This is a genomic window from Bifidobacterium aquikefiri (assembly GCF_002259795.1).
Classification (GTDB): Bacteria; Actinomycetota; Actinomycetes; order Actinomycetales; family Bifidobacteriaceae; genus Bombiscardovia; species Bombiscardovia aquikefiri.
Map to the genome: position 1 here is coordinate 149,409 of NZ_MWXA01000005.1, position 20,803 is coordinate 170,211.

General features: G+C 51.9%; 17 protein-coding genes, 1 tRNA gene and 1 pseudogene. 8 read left to right on the forward strand and 11 right to left on the reverse strand.

Features of this window, described 5'->3' with window-relative positions; all coding sequences use genetic code 11:
* Positions 1-11: 11 nt before the first annotated feature.
* Entirely contained in the window at positions 12-626 is a 615-nt protein-coding gene (locus tag BAQU_RS04540) for an ANTAR domain-containing response regulator (protein WP_094693159.1), read from the reverse strand.
* A gap of 83 nt (positions 627-709) precedes the next feature.
* Positions 710-783: transfer RNA gene (locus BAQU_RS04545), tRNA-Leu, on the reverse strand.
* A gap of 119 nt (positions 784-902) precedes the next feature.
* On the opposite strand from BAQU_RS04545, the gene BAQU_RS04550 reads away from it, so the two are divergent.
* Positions 903-1,499, forward strand: coding sequence for an NUDIX domain-containing protein (locus BAQU_RS04550; protein WP_094693161.1), 597 nt, complete (start codon positions 903-905; stop codon positions 1,497-1,499).
* A 139-nt stretch (positions 1,500-1,638) separates the two neighbouring features.
* Here BAQU_RS04550 and pyk read toward each other — a convergent pair whose 3' ends face one another.
* The 6 genes from pyk to BAQU_RS04580 form a co-directional block, all read right to left on the reverse strand.
* Positions 1,639-3,081 carry a pyruvate kinase gene (gene pyk / locus BAQU_RS04555; protein WP_094693163.1) on the reverse strand — a complete coding sequence of 481 codons (1,443 nt, stop codon included), beginning with the start codon at positions 3,079-3,081 and terminating at the stop codon, positions 1,639-1,641.
* A 164-nt stretch (positions 3,082-3,245) separates the two neighbouring features.
* On the reverse strand, positions 3,246-4,226 hold the full coding sequence (locus BAQU_RS04560; protein WP_094693165.1) for a TerC/Alx family metal homeostasis membrane protein: 981 nt from the start codon (positions 4,224-4,226) through the stop codon (positions 3,246-3,248).
* A 126-nt stretch (positions 4,227-4,352) separates the two neighbouring features.
* A complete protein-coding gene (gene uvrB / locus BAQU_RS04565; RefSeq protein WP_094693167.1) occupies positions 4,353-6,464 on the reverse strand; it encodes an excinuclease ABC subunit UvrB in 2,112 nt (703 codons plus the stop codon).
* A gap of 46 nt (positions 6,465-6,510) precedes the next feature.
* Positions 6,511-7,176: a dephospho-CoA kinase gene (gene coaE / locus BAQU_RS04570; protein WP_415447704.1), complete on the reverse strand. Its 666-nt coding sequence runs from the start codon at positions 7,174-7,176 to the stop codon at positions 6,511-6,513.
* A gap of 226 nt (positions 7,177-7,402) precedes the next feature.
* Entirely contained in the window at positions 7,403-8,890 is a 1,488-nt protein-coding gene (rpsA, locus tag BAQU_RS04575) for a 30S ribosomal protein S1 (protein WP_094693171.1), read from the reverse strand.
* Between the two features lie 107 nt (positions 8,891-8,997).
* The gene (locus BAQU_RS04580; RefSeq protein WP_094693173.1) at positions 8,998-9,882 is read right to left on the reverse strand and encodes a bifunctional methylenetetrahydrofolate dehydrogenase/methenyltetrahydrofolate cyclohydrolase; all 885 of its coding nucleotides are present in this window, start codon (positions 9,880-9,882) and stop codon (positions 8,998-9,000) included.
* A 210-nt stretch (positions 9,883-10,092) separates the two neighbouring features.
* On the opposite strand from BAQU_RS04580, the gene BAQU_RS04585 reads away from it, so the two are divergent.
* The gene (locus BAQU_RS04585) at positions 10,093-11,088 is read left to right on the forward strand and encodes a metal ABC transporter solute-binding protein, Zn/Mn family (RefSeq protein WP_158215640.1); all 996 of its coding nucleotides are present in this window, start codon (positions 10,093-10,095) and stop codon (positions 11,086-11,088) included.
* A gap of 13 nt (positions 11,089-11,101) precedes the next feature.
* Here BAQU_RS04585 and BAQU_RS04590 read toward each other — a convergent pair whose 3' ends face one another.
* Positions 11,102-11,698, reverse strand: a complete 597-nt coding sequence (locus tag BAQU_RS04590; RefSeq protein WP_094693177.1) for a CarD family transcriptional regulator — start codon at positions 11,696-11,698, stop codon at positions 11,102-11,104.
* Positions 11,699-11,821: 123 nt separating this feature from the next.
* On the opposite strand from BAQU_RS04590, the gene glgB reads away from it, so the two are divergent.
* From glgB to BAQU_RS04615, 5 genes and pseudogenes are all read left to right on the forward strand, one after another.
* Complete coding sequence (gene glgB, locus BAQU_RS04595; protein WP_169713266.1) at positions 11,822-14,071, forward strand: 1,4-alpha-glucan branching protein GlgB; 2,250 nt, start codon at positions 11,822-11,824, stop codon at positions 14,069-14,071.
* Positions 14,072-14,127: 56 nt separating this feature from the next.
* Positions 14,128-14,859, forward strand: a complete 732-nt coding sequence (locus BAQU_RS04600; RefSeq protein WP_094693181.1) for a response regulator transcription factor — start codon at positions 14,128-14,130, stop codon at positions 14,857-14,859.
* A 117-nt stretch (positions 14,860-14,976) separates the two neighbouring features.
* Positions 14,977-16,002, forward strand: coding sequence for a sensor histidine kinase (locus tag BAQU_RS04605; protein ID WP_094693928.1), 1,026 nt, complete (start codon positions 14,977-14,979; stop codon positions 16,000-16,002).
* A 408-nt stretch (positions 16,003-16,410) separates the two neighbouring features.
* A pseudogene (locus BAQU_RS10830) lies at positions 16,411-16,782 on the forward strand (LexA family protein); the annotation flags it as partial.
* A gap of 186 nt (positions 16,783-16,968) precedes the next feature.
* Positions 16,969-18,366 carry a Y-family DNA polymerase gene (locus tag BAQU_RS04615; protein ID WP_244568430.1) on the forward strand — a complete coding sequence of 466 codons (1,398 nt, stop codon included), beginning with the start codon at positions 16,969-16,971 and terminating at the stop codon, positions 18,364-18,366.
* Here the strand turns inward: BAQU_RS04615 and BAQU_RS10425 are convergent.
* Entirely contained in the window at positions 18,350-18,868 is a 519-nt protein-coding gene (locus BAQU_RS10425; protein WP_158215641.1) for a ComF family protein, read from the reverse strand. The two genes, BAQU_RS04615 and BAQU_RS10425, sit on opposite strands and share 17 nt — an antisense overlap.
* Before the next feature lie 507 nt (positions 18,869-19,375).
* Positions 19,376-20,230 carry an HAD-IIB family hydrolase gene (locus tag BAQU_RS04625; RefSeq protein ID WP_244568431.1) on the reverse strand — a complete coding sequence of 285 codons (855 nt, stop codon included), beginning with the start codon at positions 20,228-20,230 and terminating at the stop codon, positions 19,376-19,378.
* Positions 20,231-20,343: 113 nt separating this feature from the next.
* On the opposite strand from BAQU_RS04625, the gene BAQU_RS04630 reads away from it, so the two are divergent.
* Positions 20,344-20,778, forward strand: a complete 435-nt coding sequence (locus tag BAQU_RS04630; RefSeq protein WP_094693185.1) for a metallopeptidase family protein — start codon at positions 20,344-20,346, stop codon at positions 20,776-20,778.
* Positions 20,779-20,803 lie beyond the last annotated feature (25 nt).

Below are 20,803 nucleotides of genomic sequence, written 5' to 3' on the forward strand. Positions count from 1 at the left end.
CCTTCGTTGAATCAGTCGTCACTCTCTACTTGAGCGATAACTGCATCTGCAACTTCTTGCATGGTAAGTCTTCTATCCATGGAAGTCTTCTGAATCCAACGGAAAGCTTCAGACTCTGTCAGGCCCATGTTTTCCATCAACAGACCTTTTGCACGATCAACGCGCTTGCGTGCCTCGAAACGAGCTTTGAGATCACTGACTTCATCACGTAGTGTGTTGATCTGCTCAAATCTTGTAATGGCAACCTCGAGTGCGGGGAGCAGCTTTTCAGGCACAAACGGTTTCACAACATAAGCCATGGCACCGGCCTCTGCAGCCTTTTCGACGAGCTTCTGCTGTGAAAATGCCGTAAGCATGACAACTGGTGCAAGATTATCCTTGCCGATTTCCTTAGCAGCTGTAATGCCATCCATACCGGGCATCTTAACATCCATGACTACAATGTCAGGCTTCATTTTTCGAGTAAAATCAAGAGCTTCCTGACCGCTTGCAGCCTCACCCACGACGTCATAACCGGCATCGCCCAAGGCTTCGACGATATCGAGTCGGATCAACGATTCATCCTCAGCGACAACAACCGTCCTGTTTGACTGAGAGTCTTCGGTCTTATCCGTTTCCGCTACCATGCCAACCTCGTTTCCATATGTTTCCCTCCCAGCGTAGCTTCCGTGCTCCCCTAGGTGCGTATGCTGACAGGTACCTGCAACCGTGCCCCCGGTGAGACTCGAACTCACACTGGACGGATTTTGAGGCCGTTTCCTCTACCAATTGGGATACAGGGGCTTACTGTTACCTTTGGGAATCTACCATATTCTCGCGACCTTGCAACATGGCCGCGCGTGGCGGCATACAATGTCGGTAGGGAGATAATCCAAATCAAGCCCACGAAGCAAGGAGATTCCATGAGCAATCCAACATATCGGCCATTCGACCCTTGGCGTCCTGCCCCAGTCAAGGAGGGCTCAAGGACCCAGATCGTGCAAAGCCACTACTTCAATGTGGATCAGGTTTCTTTTGAATCCAATGTGTTTGGATCATTCGAGCGATACATACTGCATGAGAACAACGGCGACACCGTTGCGGTTCTCGCAGTCACGCCCGACGGGAAGATTCCGCTCATTGAGCAATATCGGATTCCAACACACCGCTGGACGTTGGAGATTCCAGCTGGACATGCCAATTCACCGAACGAGAAATCCCTCGATGTGGCGAAGCGCAAGCTTCATGAGGAAGCCGGTTTCGAAGCTGCAAGTTTCACGCAGTTCGGCAGATTCATCAATACGCCAAGCTTTTCGAACCAGCACACCTCCATGTACTACGCGAGCGGACTGACACCGGTAGACAGAGGCGTCATTGGTCCGGAGTCACCTCGTTCAAGCGTGCGTCTCTATACGCCCGAGGAGGCTTATGAGATGGTATTGAGCGGGACCATAGTCGATGCGAAAACTGTGATTGCCATATTGCGTGCACATTGCGGTCTTGGGGAAAAACTGCAATAAGCGTTCGTCATGCAAAAACCGGCATCATCAGATTCTTTGATGATGCCGGTTTATTATGTTTGCCGTTGCCGGAAAGCAATCAATGAAAACATTCCAGTCTACATAGCTCACACAATCTTAGGTGACGAGCAACTCTCGATCAGTCAGCGGCACCGACGGAGTGCACATAGATGGAATCGGTGCTTCCAGCCTTGTGCTCGCCCTGTGCACTGCTGAGCAAAACGATCTTGTCGCCGTCAACGACCTTTCCGGCCTTCTTGAGGGTATCGTCAGCAAGCTTCATCAATTCCTTACGGGTAAGGTCATGATAGTCACTGTCGAGCAGGAACGCTTCGGTTCCCCAGCTCAGTGCGAGCCAGTGGAAAGTGTGCATGTTTGAAGTCATGCCGAAGATCGGAGCCGAAGGACGCTCACGGGAGACGCGATGAACGGTGTTACCGGTCTGGGTAAAGGCGACGATGGCCTTGGCATTGAGCTTCTCCGCCAAATCGACCGCAGCGGATGAAACAGCACCGGAGTTTGACATATCGAGATTCTTGAGATCTGGGATACGGTCGTATCCGTGATCTGTGGCATAACCCGAAATGCGTGCCATGGTCTGTACAGTCTGTGTTGGGTAATCGCCAACAGCGGTTTCGTTGGAGGTCATGGTTGCGTCCGCACCATCAAGGATGGCGTTGGCGCAGTCTGATGCCTCTGCACGTGTGGGGATTGGAGAGTGAACCATGGAACCGAGAACTTCGGTGGCCACGATTACAGGCTTTGCATATTGACGAGCAAGCTCGATGCAACGCTTGGTGACGAGAGGAACCTGTTCGAATGGCATCTCAACGGCCATATCGCCACGAGCAACCATGATGCCATCGAAGGCACGCACGATCTCTTCGAGGTTATCTACAGCCTGGGGCTTTTCAATCTTGGCAACGATCGGGATGCGACGACCCTCTTCGTCCATGATTTCGTGAGCGCGATCGATGTCGGTTGCAAAGCGCACGAATGACATGGCGATGATGTCCGCACCGGTCTGAATGCCCCAGCGAAGATCTGCCTCATCCTTCTCGGTCAGAGCGGGAAGACTCACAGCAACACCTGGAAGGTTGATGCCCTTGTGGGATGAGACCGGGCCAGCGACGATGACCTTGGTATGCACTTCATTGCCCTCGACGGAAGTGACCTCAAGACGAACCTTGCCGTCATCGATCAGGATTGGGTCTCCGGCATGGCAGTCACCGGGAAGACCCTTGAAGGTCGTTGAGGTGATGTGCTCGTCACCGGTGACGTCTTCGGTGGTGATGGTGAATTCTTGGCCTTCCTTAAGGATTACCTTGTCTTCTCCATCGGCATTCTTCTTGAACCAGCCGCAACGGATCTTCGGTCCCTGAATGTCAACCAGTGCCGCAACGTTGCGTCCGGTCTTCTTGCTGGCCTCGCGAACGTTGTTGTAGACCTTGAGGTGATCTTCAGGAGTTCCGTGTGAGCGGTTCAGACGAGCAACGTCCATCCCGGCTCCAATGAGCTTGGTGATGTTTTCCAGCGATTCTGTGGCTGGTCCGATAGTATCTACAATTTTGGCTTTGCGCATGAATGCCTGCCTATTTCTTATTTGGTGAACGAGGTTTGTATCCTCGCATTGTTTCCACAAACAACTGTACTATCTTTCACCGACCAGAATCCATAAATACGCGAGGTGTGTTGTTAGCGCTCACAATACGTATTTTACTTGTTATATCAAGCAAGTTGGCATGATTATTTGGAAGCCTCCACCGATCTCATGTGTATGAGACTTGCAATTGCAGCAGTTCCTATCGAAACGACGATCACTCCTAAGGACAGCCACGTGGGCACTTCTGGCGCTGCATCGATGGCATGCCCGCCGTTGATGAATGGCAGCGTATTTTCATGGATCGCCTCAAGAATGAGTTTGATGCCGATGAATGCGAGAACAACGGCAAGACCTATCGGTAGATATACAAGTTTGTCCAGCAGAGCGCCGAGAAGGAAGAAAAGCTGCTGAAGACCAAGCAGCGCAAACACATTTGATGTGAACACGATGAACGGGTCTTTGGTAAGACCGAATATGGCGGGAATCGAATCAAAGGCAAACAGCACATCAGTCGTGCCAATGGCGAGAAATACAACGAGCATCGGTGTGAAATAGCGCTGACCATGATGTGTGGTGCGCAGATGCTCGCCATCGTAGTCATCGGAAATCTTCATGACTTTTCTGAGCATCCGTATCAAGCCATTTTCCTTATATTCCTCGTCATCATTGGATCCGAATACCATTCTTGCCGCTGTGACCAGAAGGAATGCCCCAAAGATGAAGAAGACCCAGGTAAAGCGGGTAATAAGCGCAGCTCCAGCCAATATGAAGAGGCCTCTCAGCAGCAGAGCTACGGTAATGCCAATGCTCAATACATATTTCTGAAGTGTCTTCGGAACGGCAAAGTTGGCCATGATGATGACGAATACGAACAGGTTATCGATGCTCAGTGAGTACTCAGTCAACCATCCAGAATAGAACTCGATGGCAGGCCGAGAACCTGCAACCAACCAGAGCAAACCGCCGAAAAGCAGCGCCGCAACGACAAAGAACCCGATGTGCGTCACACATTCACGGGTGCTGGGAACATGAGGTTTTCGCCCAATGAAAAAGATGTCTACGATGAAGAACATTGCAAGCACCACGAAGGTGCCGATCATAAAGGGTAACGGGGTTTCAGCCATACTAGCTAACTATACGACCCACCGAGAACGATTGCCTTTTGTAGATTGGGGAATGCCATGGCATCGATTTCCAATACGATGCCATGGCAATCGTTGGAGAAGACCATAGACGAAATGATGCATCGCTCATTTCGCGCCATTGACCATACCACGCAGCTCCTTCTTCAAATCGTGGATCTCATCACGCAATCGCGCGGCGAGTTCGAATTGCAACTGTTCGGCGGCAGTATGCATCTGTTCGCTCAACTGACGAATCAAATCGGTAAGATCTTGCGCCGGAAGACCGGCCTTGAGTATCTCCTCATGGCGTTTTTGTGCCTCCTTGTCGTTGAAGGTTGGCACGCCAAGGTGAGAGTTGCCCGCCTTGTTTGCGTTGCGATATCCGCCTTCCAGCAGGGATTGGGTGTCAACGTCCTCATGAGCAATCATGTCGTTGACGTCGCTGATCTTCTTGATCAGCGGTTTTGGATCGATGTGGTGTTCCTTGTTGTATTCAATCTGACGTTGACGACGCCTGTTCGTTTCGGAAATTGCCTTGTTCATCGAATCCGTGCGTTCGTCCGCATACATCAGCACAGTTCCTGAAACGTTTCTTGCAGCGCGGCCTATGGTCTGGATCAGCGAGCGATAGGAACGAAGGAATCCTTCCTTGTCTGCATCGAGAATCGCCACCAACGACACTTCTGGCAAATCAAGGCCCTCGCGCAGCAGGTTGATGCCGACGATCACATCGATCGTGCCAATCCTGAGTTCACGCAGCAATTCCACCCGTCGCAAGGTATCAACATCGGAGTGGAGATATTCGACCTTGATGTCGCGCTCGACGAGATAGTCGGTAAGATCCTCGGCCATCTTCTTGGTGAGAGTCGTGACAAGCACGCGTTCATTTCTGGCAACTCGGTCCTTGATTTCAGCGAGCAAATCATCGACCTGCCCCTTGACAGGACGTACTTCAATCTGAGGATCCAGGAGTCCCGTTGGACGGATGATCTGCTCGACAACGCCATCTGAAAGCCCTAGTTCATAATCACCAGGCGTTGCTGAAAGATACACGGTCTGGCCAACTCTGTCGAGAAACTCCGGCCATTTCAACGGCCTGTTGTCCATGGCGCTTTGCAAACGGAATCCATGCTCCACCAACGTTCTCTTTCTGCTTGCATCGCCCTCGTACATAGCGCCAATCTGAGGAATGGTCACATGCGATTCATCGATGACCAGAAGAAAATCATCCGGGAAAAAGTCAAGCAAGGTATGAGGCGGTGTGCCGGGAGCGCGTTCATCAAAATGTCTTGAATAATTCTCAACACCAGAGCACACACCAATCTGCGTCAACATTTCGAGATCGTATGTAGTTCGCATGTTCAGACGTTGCGCCTCAAGTTCCTTGCCCTGCTTGTGCAGCTCGGCGACGCGAGTGTCAAGTTCCTCCTTGATGGTTTTCAGGGCATGCTCCATGCGGTCGGGGCCGGCAACATAGTGCGATGCAGGGAAGATATGAACCTCTTTCTCCTCTTCGATCTCATCTCCTGTGAGGGGATGCAGGGTTGATATGCGGTCAATCTCGTCACCAAAGAATTCGATTCGAATGGCCAGTTCCTCATAGACCGGAATGATCTCAACCGTATCGCCCCGGACTCGGAAGGTACCGCGAACGAATGCAATGTCATTGCGTTTGTATTGCATATTGACGAAGGTGCGCAGAAGCTCGTCCCTGTTCAGCTGCTGCCCCTGCTTGAGGAACAGCATGCGACTCGCATACTCCTCTGGAGTCCCCAGGCCATATATGCATGAAACCGTTGCCACGACGACGCAATCTCGCCTCGTGAGTAGGTTCGCCGTTGCTGCATGCCGAAGACGCTCAACATCGTCATTGATGTTCGAATCCTTTTCAATGTAGGTATCCGTCTGGGGAATGTAGGCTTCCGGCTGGTAATAGTCATAATAGGAAACGAAGTAGCTGACGGCGTTGTCAGGCATGAGTTCCCTGAATTCTGCACAGAGCTGCGCTGCAAGGGTCTTATTCGGTTCGATGATCAACGTCGGACGCTGCAGTTTTTCAATCATCCATGCAGTGGTGGCGGTCTTTCCGGTTCCGGTTGCACCCATCAACACAACGTCATTTTCGCCATTGTCGATTCGTGTTACCAGATCATTGATCGCCTGTGGCTGATCGCCTGAGGGATGGTATGGTGACTTCACTTCGAAAGGCTTATTTGCACGTTCGATATTGAATCCCATACATTCCTCCTCATAAGGTCAACGATTACAGGCAGCTTCCCCGAGCTCATCGTGCATCGCATGACCTTTGTTGCTCCTGTACCAAACCAGCATATACTCTATCAACAGTTTCGAACATCTGTTCGATGCTCACAGCTGAGTCGATAACAATGTCTGCAATGTCCAGGCGCTGATGCTCATTGCTTTGGCTCTGAATTCGTGCCTGTGCATCATCCATTGACATATGGCGACTACTGAGCATGCGCTGGATGCGAAGATCGACAGGTGCTTCAACGGTGATGATGTGCCTGAAGTCAAAGGGTATGGTACGGATGACCTCGGTTAGCAGCGGTATATCGTGGATGATGATCCGAGACCGCGAATCAATGCCGTTATCCAATCTCTGCATGAAACGAGTCTCAAGAATTGCTGCACGTTCGTAGACCAGAGGATGGACGATGGCATTCAACCGTTCACGTAAAGGAGCATGCTCCGCTCCCCCGAATATCACCGAGGACAGCCATTTCCTTCGTAATTGCCCCTGATTGTCAATTGCCTCCGGGCCAAAAGCAGACACGATCTTTCTCAATCCAGGAGTATCTGGAGCAACCACTTCGGCAGCAATGCCGTCATAATCAAGAACAAAGGCACCAAGCTCACGCATATGAGCTACGACCGTACTTTTTCCGGCGGCAATGCCTCCGGTAATACCTATTCTCATTGGATTCCGCATCTCGCAGGCCATCTTATTATTCATTCTGAACTTCTCCAAGTATAAAATGCCAAAAATGGCATCAAACGCTGACGATTTGGTGTTTTCCTACGGTTGATACTTCGCTAAGTTCACAACGAACAGAGAATGCCATGAAAAAAACGATAGACCCGGTCAATTGACCGGGTCTATCGCCTACATTCAATGAATCGCACTGGCAATCAGTCGGTTCATTCAATGCATGAGTTCACTTCTTTTCACTGAGGAGCTGTTCGCGCAAAGCAGCGAGCTGATCGTCGGCAGCAAGTGTGCCTTCGGTGCTTTCTTCAGAAGAATAGTTCGAAGTTGCCTCTTCGGCCTTCTTCTCCTTCGGCTCTGATTCCTGACCGTCTTCGGCGGCGGAAGCAGCTGCGTTCTCGATCTCCTTGGCAACGAATGCCTTGTGCTCTTCCCACAGCTCGTGAGCTGAAGCATACTGAGCTTCCCACTCTTCGCGCTGCTTCTCGTAGCCTGCAATCCATTCGTTGGTCTCTGGGTCGAAACCTTCTGGGTACTTGTAATTACCGCTCTCGTCGTACTCTGCAGGCATGCCGTAGAGTGCCGGATCAAAGTCTTCCGATGAAGGATCAACGGAATCGTTCGCCTGCTTGAGCGAGAGGGAAATACGACGACGATCAAGATCAACATCGATGACCTTGACGAAGACCTCTTCTCCTGGCTTGACAACAGTCTCTGGATTTTCGACGTGACGGTTGGCCAGCTCGGAAATGTGAACCAGGCCCTCAATGCCATCCTCAACGGAAATGAAGACACCGAACTGCACGATCTTCGTGACCTTGCCCTTGACGATCTGCCCTGGAACATGAGTACGGGCGAAGCGCTGCCATGGATCTTCCTGAGTTGCCTTGAGACTGAGCGAGATGCGCTCGCGATCCATATCGACATCCAAGACCTCAACGGTAACCTTGTCGCCAACCTTGACCACTTCACTCGGGTGATCAATGTGCTTCCAGGAGAGCTCGGAAACGTGGATGAGGCCATCAACGCCGCCGAGATCGACAAATGCGCCGAAGTTGACGATGGAGCTGACAACACCCTCACGGATCTGGCCCTTCTTGAGCTGCGAGAGGAAGGTCTCGCGCACTTCGGACTGGGTCTCTTCGAGGTACTGACGGCGTGAAAGAACCACATTGTTGCGGTTCTTGTCAAGTTCAAGAATCTTGGCCTTGATCTTCTGCCCGATGTATGGGCTCAGATCACGGACGCGACGCATTTCAACAAGAGATGCAGGCAGGAATCCGCGCAGACCGATATCGACAATCAAGCCACCCTTGACAGCTTCGATGACAGTTCCCTCAACAACGCCATCGGCATCCTTGATCTTCTCGATATCTCCCCAGGCGCGTTCATACTGTGCACGCTTCTTGGAAAGGATAAGACGGCCTTCCTTGTCTTCCTTGGTGACGACAAGAGCCTCGATCGAATCGCCGACCTTGACCACTTCATCGGGATCGACGTCTTTCTTGATGGAAAGTTCGCGTGAAGGAATGACTCCTTCAGTCTTGTAGCCGATGTCAAGCAATACTTCGTCGTGATCAACGCGAACGACGGTACCCTCGACCAAATCACCATCATCGAAGTTCTTGATGGTGGAATCGACTGCCTTGATGAAGTCCTCCTCGGTGCCGATGTCGTTGATCGCAACCTTCTGGACTTCTGTATTATTTTCTGCCATTAATTGATTATTTCTGTAAGTAGTGGATGAATAAAATCGATTTTCAATTATGAATATCTGCCTAGTAGGCACATACGCCCTTAGTATATGCGATAAATCGCCTGTTGTCACTTTCCAAAAGCTTGGCGTTCCGCAGTTTCGACGACGTTGGTAAGCAGCATCGCACGAGTCATCGGCCCAACGCCTCCAGGATTGGGCGTATACGCTGATGCGACGTTCCGTGCCGATGGGTCAATATCGCCTGAAATTCGCCATTTTCCTGTTGTTTTATCCTGTATGCGGGCAATGCCGACATCTACGAGAACAGCGCCGTCCTTCACATCATTCGCCTGAACGATGCCAGGCTGCCCTGTTGCGGCGATGATGACATCGGCTCTTTTCATCTGTTCGTGAAGATCCCTGGTACCCGTATGGCATAGCGTCACCGTGGCATTGCACTCCTTGCGGGTGAGGAGCAGTCCGATGGTTCGACCAATCGTGATTCCCCGTCCGACAACGCAGACGTTCTTCCCGTCAAGATCTATGTTGTATGCAGCAAGAAGTTCTAGAATTCCCCGTGGAGTGCATGGCAGCGGGGTTGAGATCTCGCCCGAAACGTGCAAGACCAGCTGACCGAGATTATATGGATGCATGCCATCGGCATCCTTGCAGGCATCGATTTCATCTATCACGGCATGCGTATCCGTGCCCTTCGGCAACGGGAGCTGAACGATGAATCCTGTGCATTGTGCATCTGCATTCAGATCATCGACGGTACGTATGATGTCTTCAGTCGTGGCACTTTCCGGAAGATCATACTTGATTGACTTGATGCCGACCTCTGCACAATCTCGATGCTTGCCAGCCACATATCGCGCAGAAGCAGGATCGTTACCGACAAGAAGCGTTCCAAGACCTGGAAAGACTCCGTGATGCTGCAATCGTTCGACGCGCTGCCGCAAATCCTGTTTGACCGATTGTGAAACGGCATTGCCATCAAGCAACAAAACCATAATTGAGACTCCAGTTCTTCTCGAAATTGCTCCGAGTCATAGGCTATCGTGAATTAAGGATTATCGCCTTCATATGAAGATGAAGTTAATTGGAGTCGGTGGAGCTTGCATCGATAATGCTGGTCACGTAACCATCGATGTTTGATGAAGAGGTCAGGTATGAAACAACATAGGGGCTTAGCACAGAGGATATTGGCAGCTCTTCTCACCATGAGCGCAGTTATCGCATTATCCGCTTGCTCACTGCGCTCGCAGAGTTCCGCAACGCCTTCCACGACATCTTCCACGCTGAGTGGACCAATCCCTGTAGTCGCCACCATCCGTCCATGGGGTTCGTTGGCACAGGAATTAGGTGGCAATCAGGTCAAGGTCACCACCATCATTTCGGATCCAAATCTTGCGATACAGGAATATGAGCCAAAGACAACGGATATCACCACCATTGGCAAGTCCCGAATTGAGATCGTCAATGGCGCTGGCTATGACGATTGGGCTACCAAATCCGTGCCCAAGGACGCAACTTTGGTCAGTGCCGCCGATGCTGTGGGTGCTTCAGAGGGAGACAACCCCTATCTGTGGTTTTCCAAGGATGTGCGCAACAGCGTTGCAACCGAAGTGACCGAGGCCTATATCAAGGCACTCCCCAATCAGAAGGCTTACTTCAATGCCCGGCTCAAGGCATGGAAAAAAAGCGAGACAACTCTGGAAACGCTGATACAGACCGTTGCATCACAGTCAAAGAAAAAGTTGACCTACGCTCAGGAACGGCCAATCGCATACTACCTCATGGCTGATCTGGGATTTAGCGACAAGACGCCCAAAAAGTTTGCACAGGCGCTCAGTGGTAATGAGGAACCTACAGTTGATGAAGTCGATGAATTCGTGAATCTGCTCGGCAAATCAAAGCACCCCAGCATTTTCCTGGAAGATTCCACGCGACAATCGACTGAGACACAGGAGAAACTCGTGACGACTGCCAAAGGCAACGCTGTTCCCATGACTGATGTCACCGAAGAGATGCCTACGCAGGAGACGACACTGAATGAATGGATCAGCACCATAACAACGAATATCGCCAAGGCATTGGAACTCAGAACAAAGATTCAGTCCGAGGACTCGGATGCAGAGTCCACTCAGGCAACGGTATCTGACAGTGCCTCACCGTCGACCAGTGGGTCAGACGCAACGCCGAGTTCAACTCAGTGATCGGCCTTGCAGATCACTTCTTCTTGGCGCTCTTGGCTTCCGCTTCCATGCGTGCCAGAGTCTCCATGACAGGTTCCTTGGGAGCCTTGGTGTGATGTTTCTCGTCTCCAGGCTGGGCGGGTAGATAGCCAAGATTCACATCCAGCAGACGTTGCGCCTCGTCATCATCAAGATCTTCCGACAGGGCAATTTCCGAGGTCAAAATATTACGCGCCTTGGTAAGCATACGTTTCTCACCCGCAGAAAGCCCGTGCTCGTCAACATCGCGCTGTGCCAGGTCACGCACGACTTCTGCAATGTTGTTGACATCTCCGGTTGCAATCTTCTCAACGTTCAACTTGTACCGGCGTGACCAGTTCATTTCCTTTTCGACAATTGGAGTCCGAAGAATCTCAAATACCTTGGCTACCTCACGCGCGCCCACAATATCTCTAACACCAACTTTTTTAGCATTATCCACGGGAACATTGATAACCAAACCATCAGAAGACAGCACTGAGAGTTGCAGATACTGACGCGTAACTCCCTTGACAGTTCGTTCGGTAATGGCATCTACCTTCGCTGCACCGTGCCGCGGATAGACAACCATATCGCCGACCTTATATCCCATGAATCCTCCAGAGTAGCTTTAAGTTGGCCTAAAAACCCACATAATTGTGTCATGCAGCAAGGACTTTGACAAGGAATCGCATGGATTTTGCCTATTTCCGCCATGCTCGTTTACACTCTGTTTATGACAACAGTTTCACAAAAATCAGACAAGCTGCCGATCAACGTTGATCACGCTATTTTGGATGCCGTGAGCAATGCACAATACTTCAACCCTCACGCAGTTCTGGGCGAGCACGTTAACATGGAAAGCGACAATCCTGAGGTCACCATTCGAGTGCTCAGGCCAATGGCAAAAAGTGTGGTAATCATCACTCAGGACGGCGAATACCCAACACGTCATGAGTTCAACGGGATATTCACCGTTGTCGTCCCAGCCCTCCAGACCTCGATGCGCTACTCAGTGCCTGATTACCGCATCCGCACCGAATACGCCGACGGAACCATACATGTCGAAGACGATCCCTATCGCTATCTACCCACGATCGGTGATATCGACATTTACCTCTTCGGCGAAGGACGACACGAACGACTATGGGAGATTCTCGGCGCGCATGTGCGAAGCTATGACGACCCAATGGGTTCCGCAAGCGGTACAGCTGGGCAGCAGGTCACCGGCGTGTCTTTCGCAGTCTGGGCACCGAATGCGCATGCAGTTCGCGTTGTGGGTAATTTCAATTCCTGGGATGGACGAAGCTACGCCATGAGAGAGCTGGGATCTTCAGGAATATGGGAGCTATTCATTCCGGGACTTCAGGCGGGTGAGACATATAAATATCAGATTCTCAATGCCAACTACGAGTGGGTCATGAAGGCAGATCCCATGGAGCGTGGCCATGAAATTCCCCCGGCAACTGCATCCGTCGTCAGTGATTCACGGCACACGTGGCACGATGCGGACTGGATGAGCGCGAGGGCTCAGCGCGATCCGCATACTGGACCCATCAGCATCTATGAAGTTCATGCTGGCAGCTGGAAGGAAGGCCTTAACTTCCGTGAGTTGGCTGATCAGCTTGTCCCCTACGTCTCCCAACTTGGTTTCACCCACGTTGAGTTCATGCCCCTGACACAGCATCCCTTCACCGGATCATGGGGATATCAGGTCACTGGTTACTATGCTCCAGATTCACGCCAGGGCAGTGCCGATGATTTGAAATATCTGATAGACAAACTGCATAACGCAGGCATTGGCGTGATCATGGACTGGGTTCCCGCTCACTTCCCCAAAGATGGCTTCGCTCTTGGTCGCTTCGATGGCACTCCGCTCTATGAGGATCCTGATCCCCTTCGCGGAGAACACCCTGACTGGGGTACATACATCTTCAACTTCGGACGCAACGAGGTGCGCAATTTCCTGGTTGCCAACGCATTGTATTGGCTGTCACAGTTCCACATCGACGCCCTTCGCGTCGATGCCGTCTCCTCCATGCTGTATCTGGATTACAGCCGCGATCCCGGTCAATGGAGGCCGAACATCTATGGCGGTCGGGAAAACCTCGAGGCCATCTCCTTCCTTCAGGAAGTGACGGCAACCGCATACCGTGTGAATCCTGGAATCATGATGATTGCCGAGGAGTCGACTGCATGGCAAGGCGTCACCTCTCCAACCAACATTGGTGGCCTGGGATTCGGTCTCAAATGGAATATGGGTTGGATGCACGACACGCTCGAATATCTCCATGAGAGTCCCATCAATCGAAAATATCATCATAACGAAATCACCTTCTCCATGGTCTATGCCTATTCGGAGCACTATGTGCTGCCGATTTCTCATGACGAGGTCGTCCATGGCAAAGGTTCGCTCATTGGTAAAATGCCAGGCGATGACTGGCAGCGGTTTGCCACGGTCAGAGCGCTGTTTGCCTATCAGTGGGCACATCCGGGCAAGAATCTGACCTTCATGGGCAACGAACTTGCACAGTTCGGTGAATGGAATTACGAGTACAGCATTGACTGGGACTCATTGAACTGGTCAGATCATCGTGGAGTTCAGACGCTGGTCGCAGATCTGAACAAGGTATATCGCCATGAGCCTGCCCTGTGGTCACAGGACTTTGATCCCGCAGGGTTCCAGTGGCTTACCAGCGATGATTCAGATCACAATGTGCTGAGTTTCATGCGTCTGGGATCACAGGACGAATGCATTGTCGTAGTCGTGAACTTTGCTGGAACCGCATGGCAGAACTATCAGGTTCCACTTCCCCAGGGTGGCAGATGGACCGAGATATTGACCACCGACGATGCGAAATATGGCGGTTCTGGAATACACAATGGCAGTTTTGATGCTGATAATGTACCTTTCCATAGTAGACAATGGTCTGCAAGACTCACCGTGCCTGCCTTGGGCGCAGTATTCTTGAAACCGGAGAGCTAACGGGAGAGATTATTTGGGGATACCCAACATACATATGGAGGCAGGAAAACGTGAGCATGAATAGCACTACAATTCGTCGCGATACCACACATCGCACGATTCTTGTTGTGGAGGACGAGCCAACCTTAGCCACTGCAATCGCACAACGTCTTACGGCAGAGGGTTGGACGGCACGAGTCGCTTCCGATGGTGCCAGTGCAGTTCAGGCTGCGGCACAATTGAAGCCCGATCTCATCATCATGGACATCATGCTTCCTGTCATGGATGGTCTTGAGGCGACGAAGCGCATCGTCGCCGAAAGGCCTGTACCTGTTTTGATTCTGACAGCCCGCGACGATGAAGCCGACAAGGTCATCGGCCTTGGTGCCGGAGCCGACGACTACATGACCAAACCATTCTCAATGCGAGAGCTGATCGCTCGGTGCAAGGCGTTGCTGCGCCGCGTCGAACGTGCAAAGGTCATTGCCAAGAATTCAGAGAATGAAAAGATTCTGGACTTTGGCTCGCTCATCATTGATCCTGCACAGCGCCTTGTGACCCTTGACGATCAGCAGATTCATCTGACCCCTACTGAATTCGACCTGCTTGCGACGCTTGCACGCAAGCCACGCTCGGTTCTCACCCGTGAAAAACTTCTTGAAGACGTGTGGGATTGGGTCGATGCGTCAGGTACACGTACCGTCGATTCCCATGTAAAGGCGCTGCGGCATAAGCTCGGCTCAGACATGATTCGCACCGTACACGGTGTTGGATATGCCTTTGAGCCACCAGAGCAGCGCGCCGCGTGATTTACGGAAACATCACACATATCAGCAGATATCAGTGCAACGCATATGAAAATTGACAGCAACAAGCATCAGCAGAATTCTCATGCCAGAAGCGGTGCGCGTATCAAGACGCAGCACATGCCTCCCGATCGACCCATTGGCTTTCTTTCGTCGCTGAAGGGCGAGCTGAGCGTTCTCATTACCATTTCCACGGCCATAGCATTCATCATGGCGTGGTTCTTGCTCAAGGTTGGACTCAGTGGATGGATTGCCATGCCACTGACCCTGATTGTGGCCCTGGGCATCACCTATATGTTTTCCCGTGGACTCACTGCCCCGCTGCGTCAGATGCGAGATGCTGCAGAAGCCATGTCAGATGGCGACTACACCGTTCGCGTGCAGTCTGCGACACTGAGTCACGACGAGATCGGGCAGCTGGCACGTTCGTTCAATGTCATGGCTGCGGAATTGCAGCACGCCGACCAGATGCGACGCGACATGGTTGCAAACGTCAGTCACGAATTGCGTACCCCTGTGTCTGCGTTGCAGGCAATGGTCGAGAACCTTGCAGACCACGTCGTTGAACCGACCCCTGCAAACCTGGAGAGCATACTCAATCAAACCCACCGTCTTTCGGATCTCATTGCCTTTCTTCTTGATCTTTCGCGTATGGAGGCAGGTGCCTCGAGCCTTGAGATAACGAGCTTCGACTTTGCCGATTTCATCGATGAAACCATTGAACCGCTTGAGATTGCCGATGCCGGTCATGCACATGAGATCGAAGTTGATGTCCCCCACAATATCAAGATGGAAGGCGACCAGGACAGGCTTCGTCAGCTCTTTACGAATATCATTTCCAATGCTCTCAAGCATTCTGCCGATGGCACAACTGTCCTTATCGAAGGTCATGTGGAAATTGATCCTGCGCGTGTGGTCACCAATGTTGTGAATTATGGCTCTCAGATTCCAAAAGAGGCCCGCTCGGATATCTTCAGACGCTTTGTCAAGGGCAAGGCCGGCCCCGGAACCGAATCCGGGGGCACCGGTCTCGGATTATCCATAGCACGCTGGGCTGCAAAATTGCATGGCGGTTCGGTCAGTGTCGTTGACGATACCCGTGGTGCGGATTTTGAAATCGTACTACCCCGATATCACGACGCATAAATCATCAATCATTCATGGATTGTTCGGACACGCTGAGCCAATGTTTTGACACGCCCCAAATTATCGCGCGTCCACGATATATGACCGCTCGATTGCGCTATGCGGTTGCATATGTCCCTTTACTCATACATAATGGTATTCGAACATATGTTCGAACCCTTGGTTGACTTCACCCATGAGCACCGTTACCCAGCGTTCGGATCTGCGTTCGGGTTATTCAGACAAATTTATTCAGACAAGTTATGGGCTGGAGGAGCGATGCACATGCATGGCAAGATATCGAATGCCACCGAACGTGACAATGACAGGCCTTCATATAGCGTATCTGGAGTCGACGGGGCAGCGACTCAGACATTTGTGCATATCGCTGACATCTTTCAGGCGGCAATAAGCCCAAGACCGGTACCGATGGCATTGGAAGCCGTTCATGCGGGTTTTCCTTCGGTGGCTCAGGACTATTTTGCCGGCGACTTCAGCCTTGATGAAAATGTCATTATGAATCCCGATACAACCTTCATCCTTCATGTTGCCGGAGATTCCATGGAAGGTGCCGGCATATTTGATGGCGATCTTCTCATCGTCGACCGTTCGATTGCACCAACTGCCGGTGACATCGTCGTAGCGATTCTCGATGATGAGCTCACGGTGAAACGCCTTCTGGTGCATGGAACGACACCGATTCTTCATCCTGAAAATGTACGATATCCAGACTTCATTCCCGGCAATGACGAAAGCCTCAGCATCTGGGGTGTCGTCACCGGCAATTTTCACAGCCAACGTGATGCTTTCTCACCACAGTGCAATGCCCAGGCACCCCGCACATCCACACCTGCACCTCAGCGTGCCGGCACATCGAGAAGCAGTCACGATGCTCGCATATCCTCATACGGTGCAGGATCACACAGCACCCGTCAGCCACGTCAGGACTCTCAGCGATATCCGAAATCAGGTTGGGGTGCATGACCCATGGCCAATTCAATGCGTGCAGAACATTCGACTCTTGGAGGGCACAGCGTCGAGTCATCAGCCAATACTATCCAAGGTGCCGATGTCTTTCGTCTTCCCAATGCCATAGTTCTCGCGGATGCCAATAATTTCTTCGCATCGTGTGAAACGGTATTCAACCCGCAACTGGCCGGACGCCCGGTTGTGGTGCTATCCAACAACGACGGATGTGTGGTGTCGCGCAGTGCGGCGGCCAAACAGATAGGTATCGTCAATGGAACGCCCTGGTTCAAGATTCGCGACCAGGCGGAACACGATGGCGTGATTGCCAGAAGTTCCAACTACGAACTCTATGCCAGCCTCTCTCACCGCATGATGCATGTCATGTCTGGATTCTTCTCTCATCAGGAAGTGTATTCCATCGATGAATGCTTTCTTCACAATACGATGACCAGAGCAAGGACCGAACAGACATGCAACCGTCTGCGAAACGCCGTGCTGCGCGGCGTAGGCATTGCCGTGAGCGTTGGTGTGGCTCCAACCAAAACCCTGGCAAAAATCGCCAATCATTGGGCCAAGGAACATCCCGCTTCGCACAACGTAACATTCTGGACCGATATTCTGCACGAGTACGGTGATGACGTGCTACGCAGCATACCCGTATCCGAAGTGTGGGGCGTTGGTCGACGCATTACCAAGAAGCTCATGAGCATGGGCATCACCACTGCCCTGGATCTGCAAAGAGCTGATCCGGTCCTTATTCAACATCGTTTCTCCGTATTGTTGGAACGCACCGTTTTGGAGCTGCGTGGCATACCATGCGTTGAGGATGCATCAAATGCAAGCAGCGGTGTAAGGAGAACCCAGATTTTATGCTCGCGCATGTTTTCCTCACCGGTAAGGGGGTTTGAAACATTGTCACAAGCCTTGAGTGTCTATGCACAGCAAGCCTGTCATCGCCTGCATCGTCAGAACAGTTTATGTGGCAGTGTCGCCGCCTTCTGCTCGACAAGCCCATTTTCCAAGGAATACTCGCGTATCGGCAATTCGGTTATCCTTGATGATCCGAGCGATAATCCAATGGTGGTGTCGAAGGCAGCTTGTGATGCCTTGCGTCACAGAATAGACGAACATGCGCCATATATCCGTGCTGGTGTAATGTTGCTGGATCTGAGTGATGCTCAGGATTTCAACACCTTCGAGGGCATGGATGCCCAGCGCGATGAACACGGCATCGGCAACGTGCTTGAAATTGCCACCCGTCGATTCGTCCCTCGGCGTGTGGGTATCGGCTATGGAGGACTTCGCGGCGCAGGACGCAATGATGCCGATACCGGCGCCACCTGGACGATGAGGCGCGACATGCTTTCCATCCGTGGCACGACCAGATGGGATGAAATGCCTATCGTTCATGCATAGCAGCATCGAGACCTGGGCCGCAAGGCGTTGATGCCAAGGTGAGTGCGGTTACAACATGTGCCTGATGTGCACTGAGCATCTTGGTGCATGCGCGAATGGTCGAGCCGGTCGTGATGATGTCATCGACAAGAACGACATGCCGATTGTTCAATCCATGCGCTCGCTTCACAGCAACATTGCCATGAACCCGTTGCATGCGACCTTTGGCATCAGCAGTGCGAATGGCCTTGGTTGTCGAAAAATTCAGACGCAGCGCTGATTGCACATGTGCATCGATGCCTTCTCGCTGCAGCGTCTCTGCCACTGCCTGAGCCAGAGCAAGGGTTTGCGTGCGCCCCCGCTTCATGATTGCATATGGCGAGGATGGCATCGGAACAATGCAGAGAGCATATATCCCGTGCTTGTAGCACCAGTCCACCAAGGAAGACGCGTACACCAGATGAATCATCCGCTGACTGAAAAAATTCGTGAGCTCTTCATCTCGATGATCTTTCCACGACAAGATGGCGGCTCTGACTGGACCACGATACAAGGCACATGAGAAGGATCGCTCCATGCGAGCAGGAGGAAAGGCCCGTATACTGCCATATCGGAATGCCGCCGCACATCGTGGACAGATGACGCAATCCGGAAGTTCACATCCAGCGCAGCCACGCGGAATCAATATATCGAGCAATTCCCGGTAGAGGCACCGGGCAGAAAGAGCAAGGGACGCTCGGCGCGCATGTAATGTCATCGCAGGAATCAGCGCAGGTGCGCTGGTGAACGCAGACTCAGGTGATGAACGACACTGTTCGCCGGCATGCCTGCATTGCACAAGACAATCGCCATGAACGGAACGTGCAAGTTTCGCAAGAGCAGAAACATTGATGCCAAAGGATTCAGTCATGATGGTGACGATACCCAACTTTCCTTGATTCGGTACACCGTAAATCAAGACTGTGGTCGAATGTGGCACGCGTTGCGAAAAGTGTTGGCCATCAAAAGTCTCTGGACATCTCCGCAAAACTCACAACGTCGAAGTTCCAGAATGTGGCATGCTGTGCAGCAGTTCTTCAACAAAGGCGGCGGTCTCATCTGGGTTGGCGACTCGAACAGGCATCGTACCTGCACATGCAGCAGGATAATCATTGCCCTGTGGATCCATGCGATCTCCAACAAAGATCATTTCAGGAACAGCCACACCAAGAATATCGCCGAGCTTGCGCACCGCATACGCCTTGTCGATGCCTTTGGCGGATATGTCAACACTGGTGGATCCGCCGGAGCGCACCTGTAGATGGGGCAAATCAGCACGGACGGCTGCAGCCAAGGCATTCTTCTTTGCATTGTCTGGATCCCAGGCATCCTTTGCCTCGACTGGCGCGAGCTGACCGAGCGCAGAGAAGGTTATCTGACTGCCTCTATCCTCTATCTGAGGCCCCCAGGTCCTGCTCTCCCACAGATCAAGCTCGTGCGCATGCAATGTCAATGAAGCGATGGCTCGCTTGCGATCAGCCTCGCTCAGATCGTGGGCATACACACGGAGCCACGCATCATTGTGCCAGCGATAATAGCGCGTTCCACTGGTTGGCATCAGATGAAGTCGAGAATTATCCGTTGCATCAGGCAGCACTTGGAGTACCTGATCGCGAAACTGTTCGAATCTGCCGCCAGACACAATGGCAACGGTGGTGATGTGGGTGAGCTGAGAGAGCAAGGAGCCCATGTGCTCACTCATGCGCATCTTCGACCGTGCAAGCGTGTTGTCAAGATCGAAGGCAACGACTTTCGCGCGAGCACCCATATCATCAATGTCGAGTTGCTTCCAGGAACTTGCGATTTCAACCTGTGTGGTGAGTGTTTCCATCCCTATGCCGTTCATCGCATTATTCCTTTCGCTGTTCACTGCTGAGAGCTTACATCATAGTTCACAGTTTCGAGAGATATCTGCATTGCAGCTTGTACCGGTCGTTGATGGCTCTTACTGTGAGAGATATGGATGAACATCCTTGGACGCGTGAGATTTTCCGCGATAGACATGGTCGAGGACAACGCAAACCGATGTTTGGCACACGGTTGCCACGCTATCGAACGCGTTCGGGAATCTTTGACAGTGCTGTTGCCTCTCAGATCAAGCGATTGAACGAAGCTTGGCCACATCTTATCCATCCAGTCCAGTTCGCCGTTGAAGACGTGCCCCCATCCGATCCAGTGCCCTGGGATGAAGATGTGCGCAGCCTATCAAATTCCTTTCCCGCCAGCCACGGTATTCCTGCCCGCATAGTCCTGTATCGAATGCCCATGCAGATGCAGGTCGAGGATGATAGCGAACTGCAGCTGCTCATTCGCGACGAAATGGTGTCACGACTTGCAGAACTGTATGGAAGAAGACCTGAGGAAATCGATCCGCAATGGGGCCTATGGGGATGAATCATGCAGACTGGTGGATGAAGAA

Excerpts from the sequence above, each read along its gene's own strand:
- BAQU_RS04540 (WP_094693159.1), bottom strand. The coding sequence starts at position 626 with ATGGTAGCGGAAACGGATAAGACCGAAGACTCTCAGTCAAACAGGACG.
- BAQU_RS04550 (WP_094693161.1), top strand. The coding sequence starts at position 903 with ATGAGCAATCCAACATATCGGCCATTCGACCCTTGGCGTCCTGCCCCA.
- pyk (WP_094693163.1), bottom strand. The coding sequence starts at position 3,081 with ATGCGCAAAGCCAAAATTGTAGATACTATCGGACCAGCCACAGAATCG.
- BAQU_RS04560 (WP_094693165.1), bottom strand. The coding sequence starts at position 4,226 with ATGGCTGAAACCCCGTTACCCTTTATGATCGGCACCTTCGTGGTGCTT.
- uvrB (WP_094693167.1), bottom strand. The coding sequence starts at position 6,464 with ATGGGATTCAATATCGAACGTGCAAATAAGCCTTTCGAAGTGAAGTCA.
- coaE (WP_415447704.1), bottom strand. The coding sequence starts at position 7,176 with ATGCGGAATCCAATGAGAATAGGTATTACCGGAGGCATTGCCGCCGGA.
- rpsA (WP_094693171.1), bottom strand. The coding sequence starts at position 8,890 with ATGGCAGAAAATAATACAGAAGTCCAGAAGGTTGCGATCAACGACATC.
- BAQU_RS04580 (WP_094693173.1), bottom strand. The coding sequence starts at position 9,882 with ATGGTTTTGTTGCTTGATGGCAATGCCGTTTCACAATCGGTCAAACAG.
- BAQU_RS04585 (WP_158215640.1), top strand. The coding sequence starts at position 10,093 with ATGAGCGCAGTTATCGCATTATCCGCTTGCTCACTGCGCTCGCAGAGT.
- BAQU_RS04590 (WP_094693177.1), bottom strand. The coding sequence starts at position 11,698 with ATGGGATATAAGGTCGGCGATATGGTTGTCTATCCGCGGCACGGTGCA.
- glgB (WP_169713266.1), top strand. The coding sequence starts at position 11,822 with ATGACAACAGTTTCACAAAAATCAGACAAGCTGCCGATCAACGTTGAT.
- BAQU_RS04600 (WP_094693181.1), top strand. The coding sequence starts at position 14,128 with ATGAATAGCACTACAATTCGTCGCGATACCACACATCGCACGATTCTT.
- BAQU_RS04605 (WP_094693928.1), top strand. The coding sequence starts at position 14,977 with ATGCCTCCCGATCGACCCATTGGCTTTCTTTCGTCGCTGAAGGGCGAG.
- BAQU_RS04615 (WP_244568430.1), top strand. The coding sequence starts at position 16,969 with ATGGCCAATTCAATGCGTGCAGAACATTCGACTCTTGGAGGGCACAGC.
- BAQU_RS04625 (WP_244568431.1), bottom strand. The coding sequence starts at position 20,230 with ATGAACGGCATAGGGATGGAAACACTCACCACACAGGTTGAAATCGCA.
- BAQU_RS04630 (WP_094693185.1), top strand. The coding sequence starts at position 20,344 with ATGGATGAACATCCTTGGACGCGTGAGATTTTCCGCGATAGACATGGT.